Source organism: Frankia sp. CgKIO3 (assembly GCF_977946435.1).
This window is the reverse complement of sequence record NZ_CDWTMO010000079.1, coordinates 1-12449: the sequence shown is the minus strand read 5'-3', so window position 1 is coordinate 12449 and position 12449 is coordinate 1. Positions and strand designations below refer to the sequence as shown.

Sequence of the window (12449 nt, the reverse complement as noted above, 5' to 3'; positions counted from 1 at the left end):
ACCTTCTTGTCCCAGCTCTCCTTCTCCCAGAGAATCTTGGTCCAGTGCTCCTTGACGACGTGCTTGGTGACGCGCTTGTCCTTCGGGCCGTCGTGACCATCGGAGGCCAACGCGCTCGTGGCCGCGGGCCCCGCGGCGACAACCAGAGCCGCCGTCGTGGACAGAGCGACAACTGCGGCTTTTCTCCTTGCGGAACTTCCCATGACTCCCCCATTGCTAGCGGAAAATGACCAAATGCTGTCGGCAGTGGAGGCCATTTCGGTCAGCGAGGACCGAAATCGGATCACCGACCGAACTCGAGCGATCCGCACTCAGGCTGATTTCCGCGGAGAAACACGCTTCCACGCAAATGACACAGCCCGCCCCGGGATCTTGGGATCTTCCCCTCCCGGCACCTCCGACTACGGAGAGTAGCTTCGACGTTGCCAATAGGTGGGAGGCGCGCATGATCGACTCGGGTGAGTCCATCCGGGTGGCTCCAGCGGAGCCCTCGGCGGCGACACCACCTGACGGATCACCTGACAGCCCCACGATGGGGCGCCGATCGGCAGGCATCGGCATCGGCCGGCCCGTTCGTGGCGGGGTTACTGTTCGCCGGCTGTTCCGAGCGGCATCGAAAAACTGGTAGAAATTGCACCCGCCAACTCGCCGATCATGATCGATCGGTAATTGACCGATATTCCTGGCGGCAGCGCGACAACCTCCCTAGGCTGCCTTCATGACGGGTTACCATCTGGCCCAGGTGAACATCGCCCGACTGCTCGCGCCGCCCGGCTCCTCCGCGCTGACCGACTTCGTCGCCGGTCTCACTCCCACCAACACGCTCGGCGACGGGCAGCCTGGCTTCGTCTGGCGCCTGCGGGCCGAGGATGGCGACACCGTCGTACGCACGTTCGTCTGGGAGGGCGACGGCGACCATGCGATCATCGTGAACCTGACCGTCTGGGAGTCGGTGGAGGCGCTGGCCAACTTCGTCTTCCGTAGCGGCCACGGGGCGTTCCTACGCCGTCGGCGCGAGTGGTTTCATCCCACCCAGCGGACGACCAACGCCCTGTGGTGGGTACCCGCCGGGCATCGGCCGGGGACGGACGAGGCCGAGGACCGGGTTCGTCACCTGCGGGCCCACGGTCCGACCGCCACCGCCTTCACGTTCCGGCTGACGTTTCCACCGCCGGACCGGCGGATCTCCCTGGTCCCGGGAAGCGGCCCGGAGAACACCGCCGAGCAGCCAGGCCGAGCGGCACCGAGAAACGCGGCGGCCGGAGGATGATCCGGCGATGGGCTCCCGCGCCGAGGACGTGAAAAAATATGCTGGAAAGATGTACGGAAAATACGCGTGAAACCCTTTTCAGGGGACGGTCGGGTCGGTGTGGTCGATCCAGTTGGACAGAATGGCACCGAAGACGGCCGGATCCTCCGCACGGTTCCAGAACGCGGTGGCGGCCTGGACCGCGGTGGCCCCGGCCAGCAGGTAGTCGGCGACGTCGCGCCCGTCGGTCACACCCCCGACCCCGACGATGTCCACACTCTCCGGGAGCAGGCGGCGTAGCTGGCGCACCTGACCGAGCCCGACGGGCTTGAGCGCCGGCCCGCTCATACCGGCGAGCTCGACGTCGACGACTGGTCGGTGCGCCTCGTCGACGGCGAAGGCGTTGGGGAAGGTATTCACCGCCGTGACGAACCGCGGGCCACCGGGACGCGCGGCGACCTCATCGATCACCGTTGCGAGCTCCGCCAGAGCCGACGGATCGGAGAACGGCGAGATCTTGACTCCGTAGGGGACGCGTCGGGCCGGATCGGCACCAGCCTGCGCCACCAGCGTGTCGCCCACCGCCGTGCAGATCGTCGCGGTGTGCCCGGGATCGAAGCAGGCGATGCGCTTCTGCGTTCCGCCGTCCCAGACGTTCGGGCAGGCCAGGTTCAGTTCGATCAGATCGACCCCCGTCCGCGCCACGACCGCGGAGATCTCGCGGTATTCGTCGACACCGAACCCGGCGACGCTGACGGTCAACGGCTTGCCCGCCAGGTGAGCGCGCCGCACCATGCCGGGCAGATGCGCGGCATAGTAGTCCAATCCGCGGTTGGGAAGCCCGAGCGCGTTCAACGAGTAGACTCGGCCGGGCCAGTAGACGTTGCCGGAGTTGCCTGACCGCGGTTCTCTGGTGATCGAACCAACGACGATCATCGAGACCGCCGACCGGGCGAACGTTTCGACATCCTCGGCGGTCTTGCAAGTGCCGGCCGCGTTCATGATCGGATGTTCCAGGGAGACACCGCACAGACCGCTCATGACCCCACCCTAGGGTTTTCGCCTGGATCAGGTTCGTGACCGGCAATCGATGATCCGGGTCGCCACCCTCATGCCACGGCGGAGGTTTTTCCGTGGCGCGCCCGCAAACGGTCGATGGCCTTCTGGTAGACTTTCTCGCGCAGGGCGGCAATACGCAACGGCTCGAGCTCGGCGGTGCCGACCCGACCGCGGGCACCCACCGTCTCCGCGAACTCCGGGTCGGTGAGGAAGAGTTCCAGGGCGTCGGCGAGTGCGGGGGCGTCCTCCGGCGGGACGACCGTGCCGCCCTTCCATTTCGCCACCCAGGTGGCCACTCCGGTTGTCGCGGTCGCGACGACCGGGCGTCCCGAGGCCATTCCCTCGAGACCCGCGATGGAGAAGCTCTCGAACCGGCTCGGCACGACGACCGCCCGTGCCTCCTCATAGGCCTTGACCAGCTCGGGACGGGTCAGGTGGCCGGCGAAACGGCAGGTGACGCCGAGTTTGACCGCCTGCTGCTCCAGCCAGGTCCCGGTCGCCACACCCTCGATCGTGCCCGAGGACTGACCGGCGAAGACCACCGTCGCCTCGACACCCCGTTTCTTCAGCAGCGCGGCCGCCTCGATCAGGACATCCAGCCCCTTGCGCCATTCGAGCCGTCCGACGACGAGCAACGTCGGGTCGGTGTGCTGGGGCGACGCCACCTCCATGTACGGGGACCGGTCGAACGGGTAAGGAATGACGTCCGCGTCGGTATCCCTATCCAGCCAGCCGAAACCGCGCAGCGTGGTGACGATCAGCTCGGAGGGAGCGGTGCGCGCGTCGGCGCGCAGAGCGGAGAACCGGTCGATCCGGTCGGCCACCGCGCCCCTGCCGTGCAGCCGGCCGTCCCGCAGGCGCACATCCATCATCGTCGGGGTGTGCAGGTGGATCACGAGGGGGATGTCGCGGCGCAGGGCGGTACGCAGGCCCCGGGTCTCGCCGTCCTGAGTCTCGATCACGTCGGGACGCAGACCGAGACGACACAGCCAGAAAGCATAGGAAACCGCGAGAACGAACCGCAGGGAGAGCGAATCGCGAGGGTGGTTCTCCCCCTGGAACGACCGGCCGAGTGGGCCGAGAAACCTGGTGACGGGCAACCGCAGGAGAGGCCGCCGGTGCACCATCACCCCGTCATGATCCTCATCCGTGCGGTAGCGTCCCTGCGCGCAGAGGATATGAACCCGATGACCGAGCGCGACCAGTGCGTGAGCGATGTCGTGTGTATAGACTCCCGCCCCGTCCCAGATGATCGGCGGATACTGCTCGCACAAGAAGACGATCTCCATGCCCAATCCCCCACCGCGAGCGAACTTCGGTCAGCTCACCTTATCGCCACGATAACCGGTTGCTGCGGAGGTTTTGGATTTGCGACCACTCGCGCCGCGCCGGCCCACAGATAGGGGTATAGGATTCGGAATGAAATAACTTGTTCACTTCGGGGTCCTCGTGAGCCCGTGACCTGCGAAGACGCATATTGGCTTGCATTAATTACTTCATTACGAATTCATAGCGACTTCCCTCGCGGCCCGGCTCGCGAGGGAGGTCGCCGGGATACCTGGTCCGGGGCGTGGGCTACAGGGACGGACTGACCACTCAGCCGCGTAACGGCATGGACCGGCCGGTCCTGGAACCGTGCGCCGGCGGGACCCCGGCGCCGTACAGCCGCGGACCCGACAACCCTCCCGAACCCGAACCGGTGGCCGGCCCTGGCCCGGCACCCGTCGGCCGGGTGACCTTCGGTTCGATCCGGCGCAGCATGACGGCCGTGAGGATCAATGCCACGACACCGATCAGCACGCAGATCACGATGTCGAGGACCCAGATCGCCACGCTGTGCTTCCACAGCCCGTCGGCCGGGTCGGTCCGCAGGGTCTCGTTACCGAACTTGCTGACGTCGTTAAGATCGTCCGTGGACGCCAGGGCCGCGAACCCCCAGCGGGCCGGGACGAGCAGGCTGATCTGCTCCAGCACGGGGCGCCCGACCAGCGAGGTCAGTCCCCCGGAGAACACCAGCTGACCCATCGTGACCAGGACCAGGATCGGCATGGTCTTGTCCGCGTTGTCGATCAGCGTCGAGACCAGCAGACCGATCATCATCGAGGCGAGCGCCGCGACACTCACCGCGATCAGACACTCCAGCACCGGCGAGCCGAGCACGACCGCCCTCGGCGGGGTCCGGCCCACCAGCCCGATCAGGGTGAAGACAAGACACTGGGCGGTGGTGATCCCGGTCAGCAGAATGATCTTTGATCCAAGGTAGGCGGTGTGGGACAGCCCGATCGTGCGTTCCCGCCGGTAGATCGGCCGCTCCTTGACGATCTCCCGGACCGAGTTGGCCATGCCCATGAAACAGGCGCACAGCACCAGGACGAGGAGAACCTTCGTCGCGTCGGTGTTCGGCGCCTGGGGTAACGCACGCAGCCCGTCCGGGGCGCGGATCACCTGTGGGACGACGCCGAGCAGGAACGGGAAGGCAATGATCAGCCGTAGGTACGACCGGTCGGCGAGCACGACCCGCCAGTACCGTCGGGTCAGCGTCGCGAGCTGGGCCCGGACCGGCTGCTGGCGCACGCTGGGCAGCTCCGGCGGTGCCTTGCGCACCGCGGGCGCCACGACCGCGGAGGGTACGAAGAACTCCGAGTCCCGGAACCGCTCCGCCATCTCCTCACCCGGAGTGGCCTCGAGCTCGCGGAACACCGCCGCGAACTCGCGGAAGTCCTCCTTGCCGAAAAACCGCAGCGCCCCGTCCGCAGGCCCGAAGTAGGCCACGTGCCCGCCGGGCGCGAGCACGAGGATGAAGTCGCACAGGTCCAGGAACAGCACACTGTGAGTGACGACGATGACGGTCCGGCCGGTCTCGTCGCCGGAGCCGGCGCCGCCGCCCTTCGCCAGGCCCCGCAGGGTTTCCATCACAGACTGGTCATTGGCCGGGTCCAGGCCGGAGGTCGGCTCGTCCAGGAACAGCAGAGAGGGCCGGGTGAGCAGCTCCAGCGCGACGCTGGTGCGCTTCTTCTGGCCGCCGGAAAGCCGGAGAAGACCGGTGTGTTGGCGTGCGCGGTCAGTCCAAGCTGGCCGATGACCTCCTCCACCCGGGCCCGCCGCTCCTCGGCGGTGGTGTCGGCGGGGAAACGCAACTCCGAGCCGTACAGCAGAGCCTCACGCACGGTCAGCTGATCGTGCAGCGGGTCGGCCTGCGGCACGTACCCGATCCGGCGTCGCAACTCGTCATACTCGGCGTAGAGGTCACGTCCCGCGTAGATCACCGATCCCCGGTCCGCCGGTCGGAAGCCGGTGAGAGCGTTGAGGAGCGTGGACTTGCCGGCCCCGCTCGGTCTGACGACGCCGAGCAGGGAACGGCCCGGCAGCCGGAAGGTCATGTCGTGCATGAGCTGCTTGGTGCCGGCCCACACCGACAGCGCCTGCGCCTCGAAGGCCACGTCACCGGAGTCGACGTATTCGACGAGCGAGTTTCCCTCGAGCTGGAACAGATGATGGCCGATGGCGATGATGTCGCGTTGCATCACCCGCGCCCGGGTGACCCGGTGACCGTTGACGAAGGTGCCGTCGGCGGAAGCGAGGTCGACGAGCTCGACACCGGCCACCGAGATGTGCAGCTCGGCGTGATGGCGGGACGCGAGCAGGTCGCCCACGTTGATGTCGTTGTCGCGGGACCGGCCCATCCGCACCCGTCCGATCGTCAGCGGATGCACGCGCCGCCGGTCGTGCACGATCGTCGCCTGCCCCACGGCCGAGTCGGGCCCGCCCGACTGCGCAGGCGCCGCTGGGACGGGCGCCGCCGGGATGGGCGCCGACGCAGCGCCCGGCGCCGGTTCGGACCACCATTCCGTGCCCGGCACCGCCGCGCCCGGCGACGGCGACGGCGGGCCGGCAAGGGGGATGGGTGCCCCGCCCGGGCTATGGGTCGGCGCGGTCGGCGGGATCATCGGCGGGGCCGGACGCAGAACGAGCACCACCTCAGGTCCGTCCACCGCGCCGAGCCGGAGCTCCCCGGAGACGGCAAGACCGCCCACACGGCAGCCATCCCGCCAGAGACCGTTGGCGCTGATGTCCTCGATCCGCCATCCGCCGACGTCGGGATGCAGCACCAGATGCCGGCGCGACACCCGGCCATCGTTGATCACAATATCGGCCGTACGGGCCCGCCCCACCACGACCGGCTTGTCTCCGGTGAGCGTCGCCTCCCCCGCGGGGGTGGTGACGTGAAGCGGGGTCGGAACCACCAGCACTCTCCCTCGCTCCTTCGATCGCCAGACGCACCATAGTGTGCCTGCGCAGAGGGAGTTTTCCCGCCCCTTCCGCAACATGTCCGAAAGCTGACGGCCACGAGACGGCGCCACGACGGGTTGGAGCGTGCTGGATCCGGACACCGACCGGTCCGGGGAACGAGGAAATGCGGTGGGCGGGTGGTGGAAATCGAATCAGTTCCAGCGGGCCGCACGGGTGCCGCCGTCGGGTAGGCGGGCGGAACCGACGGCCTGACCGCGGTTGTTGACCGCCACGGCGCGGCTGGTGCCGCCGCCGAAATCGCCCAGGAGCACCATCCGACCGTGGGACCAGCGGAATCCGTGCTCGGCGCCGTCGGGCGTACTGCTGACGCCAACGATGTCGCCACGGTCGCTGATCGCCGCCGGCGTGCTGGAAGGGCCGCCGAGGGTGCCGAGATCCGTCACGCGGCCGTCCTCCCAGCGGAAGCCGCGACCGCCACCGTTGCCGTCGAACGTCGAACCGACGACCTGCCCAGCGTCGTTGATCGCCGTCGCCAGGGTGCCACGACCGCCCAGCGCGCCAAGATCGATGATCCTCCGACCCCGCCAGACGACCGCGTGCATCGTCCGATCGGCGGTCTGGGCCCAGCCGACGACGTCCCCACGATCGTTGATGTCGGCGGCCCAGCTCCCGACACTACCGGGCAGGTCGGGCAGATCGGTCCACCGCCCTCGGGTCCACCGGGCGGTGCGGGAACGGCCCCCCTCGTCCACCCGAACGGCGACCTGTCCGCTGTCACTCACCGCCACGGCAAAGCTGGCGGCACCCGACGGCGCGCCAAGATCGACGGTCCGGCCACGCCACCAGCTCACGGCACGAGGCGGCGCGGTGAACGTGGTTCTGGTCCCGACCACCTGGCCGCGCTCGTTCTGGTCCTCGACCCGGAAATCGAGATCGACGAGAACGCCGCCGGGCCGGAACACGAATCCGGTGTCGGGGGCGCCGCGGTGGGGGCGGAAGCCTGTCACCTGGCCGGCGTTGCTGATCCGCGACGGCCCGGGGGCCCCGTCCGGCAGCGCCGTCACCGCACTCTCCGACCATCGCAGGCCGTGGAGGTCGTAGGAGCCCGCGGAGCCGATGCCGACGACCTCTCCCCGATCGTTGATCGCTGTCGCCGTACTGAACAAGTACCCGGATGGAAAGCCCAGATCCACCGGCGCAACCGGTCCACCCGGGACCGCGTGCCGTCGCGCCGCGGCGCCGTTCGCCGAAACCATCGCCAGGATGAGGGCGGCAGCCATCGTGCCCGCCATGGTCGCCGCCCGTACCGCCCGCATCATCGCCCTTCCGCAGGGGCCGGCCATGCTCCGGGAACGCCGTCCCGGACGTACCTCGAAGCCACGACATGAAGTGAGGCAAGTATTACGTTCCGCATCGACATCGGTGCCGTCGACTCGGCGTGGGCTCGACGACCGCGTGGTCCTTTCGTGGTCCGGAGGCGATCGAGCCGCCGGTCACGGCGTTTAGTGAGACGTCGGTGCCAGATACCGAAGAAAAACCACATTGTCGAGTTGTCGGACCTCGACGAGGCGAAGGGGCGAGCGGACGTCGTTGGGGAAGACCCCCGGTCCCACAAAGGTCGGCGCATCGCGCTCGCCGACGAAGAACGGGGCGACGGTAAGATGCAGCTCGTCGACCAGGCCGGCGGTGAGGAAGGCCGTATGCAGCGAGGTACCACCCTCCACCAGCAGCCGGCGGACGCCACGCCGGGCGAGATCGGTCAGGATGGCGGCGACCTCGACCCGGGGCCGACCGGGAAGTTCGACCAGGATGACGCGCGCGGTGAAGGTGGCGCGTTCGGTGCGGGCAGCGGGCGCGGTGCGGATCGCCGCCGACGCCGATTGCGGCGTTGACAGCTCGGGAGACGAGGTCGGCGCGGCGATCGCCAACGATGATCCGGCCCGACGGTAAATGATCGTCTCGACCGGGTCGGTGGTGAACAGCCGAGCGCTCGGGTCGAGATCTCCCCCGCCGGACAGCACGACCTTGATCGGCGTGGGCGGACGCCCGGCCGCCTCCCGCGCCGCCCGACGGTGCTGCGCGCGCACGGCGAGGCGGGGATTATCCCGCCGGACAGTGGCCGCGCCGACGAGGATCGCGTCACAGCCGGCACGCACCTCGTCCACCCGGTCGAGATCGGCGGCACTGGAGAGGATCAGCCGCTCATCCGAGCTATCGTCGATGTGCCCGTCCAACGACATCGCGCAGCTGCAGATGACGTACGGCCGGCCAGCAACAGCGCCTCGGCCCACAGCGTCATTGTCGACACGCCGGCTCATTCCCATGACGACCATCATCCCAGACCCGACATGCCCAGCAGACCTGTCGGACCCTGGGACTACCGTCAACAGATGTGCGGATCGCGACGTGGAACATCAACTCTGCGAAGGCTCGGCAGGCCCGCCTGATCGAATGGCTCGACCGGGCCGAGCCGGATGTGGTGTGCCTGCAGGAGACGAAGCTGTCGGACGACGCCTTCTTGGAGCTGTTCGACGAGGATCTGTTCCGCCGGGGCTACCGGGTCGCCCATCACGGCGACGGCCGGTGGAACGGCGTGGCGATCCTGTCGCGAGACACCCTCGACGACGTCGCGCGGGGTCTTCCGGGCGCTCCGGGCTTTCCCGGTCCCGAGCCTCGCGCCATCGCCGCGACCTGCGGCGGCATCCGGATCTGGTCGCTGTACGTACCCAACGGCCGGACCATCGACGACCCTCATTACGCCTACAAGCTGGCCTGGCTCGCCGCGCTGCGCGAGGTGGTGGCCGAGGCCACGGCCCAGGGCGCGGTGATGGCGTTGGGTGATTTCAACATCGCGCCAACGGATGCCGACGTCTGGGACATCACCCAGTTCGAGGGCGCCACCCACGTCACCCCGGCGGAACGCGCGGCACTCGCAGAACTCGTCAACGCCGGGCTCATCGATGTGCTGCGGGCCCGCTGGCCCGACGACGCCGTCTACACCTACTGGGACTACCGCCAACTGTGTTTCCCGAAGAACCTTGGGATGCGCATCGACCTGGCTCTGGCGACCGCCGACGTGGCGGGCCGCGTGCGCGCGGTCTGGGTGGACCGAGCAGCCCGCAAGGGTGTCGGGACGAGCGACCACGCTCCCGTCATCGTCGATCTGGACACCGCGCCGGACGGCGACATCGGGCCGATGGTGCCGCCTCCATCGAGTGGTAGCTCGGCCGGACGGTCCGCCCCGGGACAGACCTCCTCCGCCGGCACCGGACCGCGCCGCCGCTGAGCCGGGCGGTCCCGGCAGGATCGACCGGTCCGGCGGGGTATGCCGCCCGGTGCGAGGGAACCGCTGCCCGGCGTGCGGACATCGGCGTCCGCACGCCGGGTGCGCTCCTCAGGCGGTGGAACCGGCCGCGGCCGGCGTGGCCGGCTCGGCGGGCCGCGGCGTCGCGGATTCCGCCGGCAGCCCCGGGGAGCCACCCTCGGCAACCTCGGCCGGCCGGGCGTCGCGGACGACCGGGGTGATCTCAATCCGGGTCGCCTTGGGCTCCGCCGCCGCGCCGACGAGACGGACTGTCAGGATGCCCCGGTCGTAAGTGGCCGAGATCCGCTGCGCGTCCACGCCCTCGGGAAGCCGGAACTCCCGGCGGAAGGAACCGTGCCAGCGCTCGCGGTGCACGCGACCAGCGTGCTCGCTCTCGCGGCCGGCCGCACGCTTCCCGCGGACGACCAGGCGACCCCGGTCGATCTCGACCGCGACGTCCCGCTCGACATCGACCCCGGGCAGCTCGAGGTTGATCAGTACATCCGCTCCCTCGGTAACCACATCAGCCGACGGGACGGCGAACTCGATGACCGACGATCGTCCGGTAAGCACCGGACGCCGCGGGCCCCAGGCACGCCGAACAATCTCGTCGAACTCCCGGTCCATGCGCCCCAGCGCGGCAAACGGGTCCCACAGGTAGGTGCTCACGACGCTCCCCCTCCAAAAGATTGATCTTTCTAGGGCCGATCTCTGTACATCGATGCCGATCGAGACGCGCCCGCCCCTCAGGCGCCCCCTGGACGGATCACCTTCGGTGCGACTACCTCCCGCTCTCACAGTTAGTGAGTCTAAGACGCTCAACCTTACTGTTGCAAGTGAGGGCAAAAAATTTGTTGGATATGAGGAAGGACACCGAAGCGGCGAACGGTCGCAGCGGCCGGCCCCGAGCGGCCGGGCAGCGGGGCCCGGCGCCGGCCCGCCGCGGCGGGCCGGCTCTCCTGGAGCGAGGAGCCGGCGATCGTGCGGCCGCGAGCCGCCCCGAGCTCCGGGCCGCGACGCCGCGGAATGGCGGCACCGGATCCGGGCACCATCGGCCGAACCGCCGACTCGGGATCAAATTAGTCCGGGATCACGGCAAATCGTTTGCGCCGGACATAGCCGAAGCCCGATTACCACCGACAAACTACCCCTTGAGTGAGGGTTACCGGGAGTGACCATAAGATAGCCACAGCACCGTGGTATAAAGTCGCACGCGCTATACCGGACTGCGTGTTGGGGAGGCTGTTCGTGTACCACGAGCGAACGGTTGCAGCACCGTACGAGGCAGCACCGTACGAGATTGTTGGACGGGGTTACCACAAACGGCCCGTCCCATCGCGCAGCCACCCGGCACCGGCCCCGGCGCATCCGTGACCATACGGGATTCGAGGTCCGCCCCCCGATCAGGGGTAACCAGCCGCACCCGGTTGACGAGGTAAGGACCGGCCAGGACACAAGATCATCGTCATCCATCGTAAGCCGATGACGCCGAGAGAGGACAGGACGAGGGAGTGGCTTTGAACGAAAGCGGTCGGCGCGCGTCCCTTGCGGTCGCGACGCCTGAAGGTGGCGCGTTCTTCCCGGCGTTGCACTTCGACGACCTGCCGGCCTCGGTGGTCAGCCGGTTCCGGGAGGTCGCCACGCACCTGCCCGACACGCCCGCGCTGGTCTCTCCCGGCGTCGTCATGACCTTCGCCGAGGCTGATCGCCGGACCGATGACATCGCGATGGCGGTCCTCGGCCGCCTCAACGCGAACGAGGACGGTCCGGTCGCGACCCTGCTGCCGCACAGCGTGGCTGGCCTGCTGGGCGTGCTGGGCGTGCTGAAAACCGGGCGCCCGGTCGTCCCGCTGGATCCGGTGGTGCCCGCCGAGCGGATGGCACAGATCGTTCGGCAGGCCGGCTGCGTGGCCCTGCTGACCGACCTGGGCGACGGCTCCGTGGCCCGCTCGACGGTGGGCCTGCAGCCGGTGGGGACCAACGGTTCGAACGCCACGGCCGAATCCAGCGTGAATCCGGACGCCCTGCTCGCCGCGCTGACCGGGGGCCGGCCCCCGCCTCGTTCTGGACCTCGCCACGGCGGCCGCGGACGGTGCCCGGTGGATCGCCGGCGAACGGCGCGGACGCGGTCTGGTGGCCGCAGCCGCTGGTCGACGATCCGGCCTGCATCGTGTTCACCTCCGGTTCAACCGGCGCGCCCAAGGGCGTGGTGTGGACCAACGGCACGTTCCTGTGCGACGCCTACGCCGGCGCCGAACGCCTCGGTTTCGCGCCGGGCGACCGGCTGGCCCTCGTGCTGCCGTACTCGTTCACCGCCGGCATCACCGTGGTGGTGTTCGGTCTGGCTCAACGGGGCCGGGGTGTATGCCTATGATCCCCGGGCGGCGGGCCTGAGCGGCCTCGCCGACTGGATCTCCTCGCAGCACCTGACCGCGCTGCAGACCACTCCGTCCCTGCTGCGCTCCCTCGTCGGCTCACTCGAACCGGACCAGGTCCTCGCCGACCTACGGATCGTGACCACGTGCGGGGAGGCCGTCTACGGACGCGACATCACGGCGCTGCGGCCGCACGTGCCACCGGCGTGTA

8 protein-coding genes and 3 pseudogenes are annotated in these 12449 nt (G+C 68.9%); 4 read left to right on the top strand and 7 right to left on the bottom strand.

From position 1 onward, the window contains the following. Positions 1–203: pseudogene (locus AC08OJ_RS10925) on the bottom strand (hypothetical protein); the annotation flags it as partial. 515 nt (positions 204–718) lie between these two features. On the opposite strand from AC08OJ_RS10925, the gene AC08OJ_RS10920 reads away from it, so the two are divergent. Next, positions 719–1270: a DUF3291 domain-containing protein gene (locus tag AC08OJ_RS10920; protein WP_462188297.1), complete on the top strand. Its 552-nt coding sequence runs from the start codon at positions 719–721 to the stop codon at positions 1268–1270. A gap of 78 nt (positions 1271–1348) precedes the next feature. Here AC08OJ_RS10920 and AC08OJ_RS10915 read toward each other — a convergent pair whose 3' ends face one another. From AC08OJ_RS10915 to AC08OJ_RS10895, 5 genes and pseudogenes are all read right to left on the bottom strand, one after another. After that, positions 1349–2290 (bottom strand): beta/alpha barrel domain-containing protein, encoded by a 942-nt coding sequence (locus AC08OJ_RS10915; protein ID WP_462188303.1) that lies wholly within the window; start codon positions 2288–2290, stop codon positions 1349–1351. 68 nt (positions 2291–2358) lie between these two features. Continuing rightward, positions 2359–3597 carry a glycosyltransferase family 4 protein gene (locus AC08OJ_RS10910; protein WP_476592686.1) on the bottom strand — a complete coding sequence of 413 codons (1239 nt, stop codon included), beginning with the start codon at positions 3595–3597 and terminating at the stop codon, positions 2359–2361. Between the two features lie 307 nt (positions 3598–3904). Continuing rightward, positions 3905–6552: pseudogene (locus AC08OJ_RS10905) on the bottom strand (ATP-binding cassette domain-containing protein). Between the two features lie 198 nt (positions 6553–6750). Further along, on the bottom strand, positions 6751–7878 hold the full coding sequence (locus tag AC08OJ_RS10900) for a hypothetical protein (RefSeq protein ID WP_476595668.1): 1128 nt from the start codon (positions 7876–7878) through the stop codon (positions 6751–6753). 183 nt (positions 7879–8061) lie between these two features. Continuing rightward, positions 8062–8877 (bottom strand): RibD family protein, encoded by an 816-nt coding sequence (locus AC08OJ_RS10895; protein WP_476592684.1) that lies wholly within the window; start codon positions 8875–8877, stop codon positions 8062–8064. 74 nt (positions 8878–8951) lie between these two features. Here AC08OJ_RS10895 and AC08OJ_RS10890 point away from each other — a divergent pair, with 74 nt between their 5' ends. Next, positions 8952–9845, top strand: a complete 894-nt coding sequence (locus AC08OJ_RS10890) for an exodeoxyribonuclease III (RefSeq protein WP_476592683.1) — start codon at positions 8952–8954, stop codon at positions 9843–9845. Between the two features lie 108 nt (positions 9846–9953). Here the strand turns inward: AC08OJ_RS10890 and AC08OJ_RS10885 are convergent, their stop codons facing one another. Continuing rightward, the gene (locus AC08OJ_RS10885) at positions 9954–10532 is read right to left on the bottom strand and encodes an Hsp20/alpha crystallin family protein (protein ID WP_476592682.1); all 579 of its coding nucleotides are present in this window, start codon (positions 10530–10532) and stop codon (positions 9954–9956) included. Between the two features lie 1016 nt (positions 10533–11548). Here AC08OJ_RS10885 and AC08OJ_RS10880 point away from each other — a divergent pair. Then, positions 11549–11746 (top strand): annotated as a pseudogene (locus tag AC08OJ_RS10880) (AMP-binding protein); the annotation flags it as partial. Between the two features lie 209 nt (positions 11747–11955). Continuing rightward, on the top strand, positions 11956–12237 hold the full coding sequence (locus AC08OJ_RS10875; RefSeq protein WP_476595672.1) for an AMP-binding protein: 282 nt from the start codon (positions 11956–11958) through the stop codon (positions 12235–12237). The last annotated feature ends 212 nt before the right edge of the window (positions 12238–12449 follow it).

Coding starts and splice junctions, on each gene's coding strand:
- AC08OJ_RS10920 (WP_462188297.1), top strand. CDS start 719: ATGACGGGTTACCATCTGGCCCAGGTGAACATCGCCCGACTGCTCGCG.
- AC08OJ_RS10915 (WP_462188303.1), bottom strand. CDS start 2,290: ATGAGCGGTCTGTGCGGTGTCTCCCTGGAACATCCGATCATGAACGCG.
- AC08OJ_RS10900 (WP_476595668.1), bottom strand. CDS start 7,878: ATGATGCGGGCGGTACGGGCGGCGACCATGGCGGGCACGATGGCTGCC.
- AC08OJ_RS10895 (WP_476592684.1), bottom strand. CDS start 8,877: ATGAGCCGGCGTGTCGACAATGACGCTGTGGGCCGAGGCGCTGTTGCT.
- AC08OJ_RS10910 (WP_476592686.1), bottom strand. CDS start 3,597: ATGGAGATCGTCTTCTTGTGCGAGCAGTATCCGCCGATCATCTGGGAC.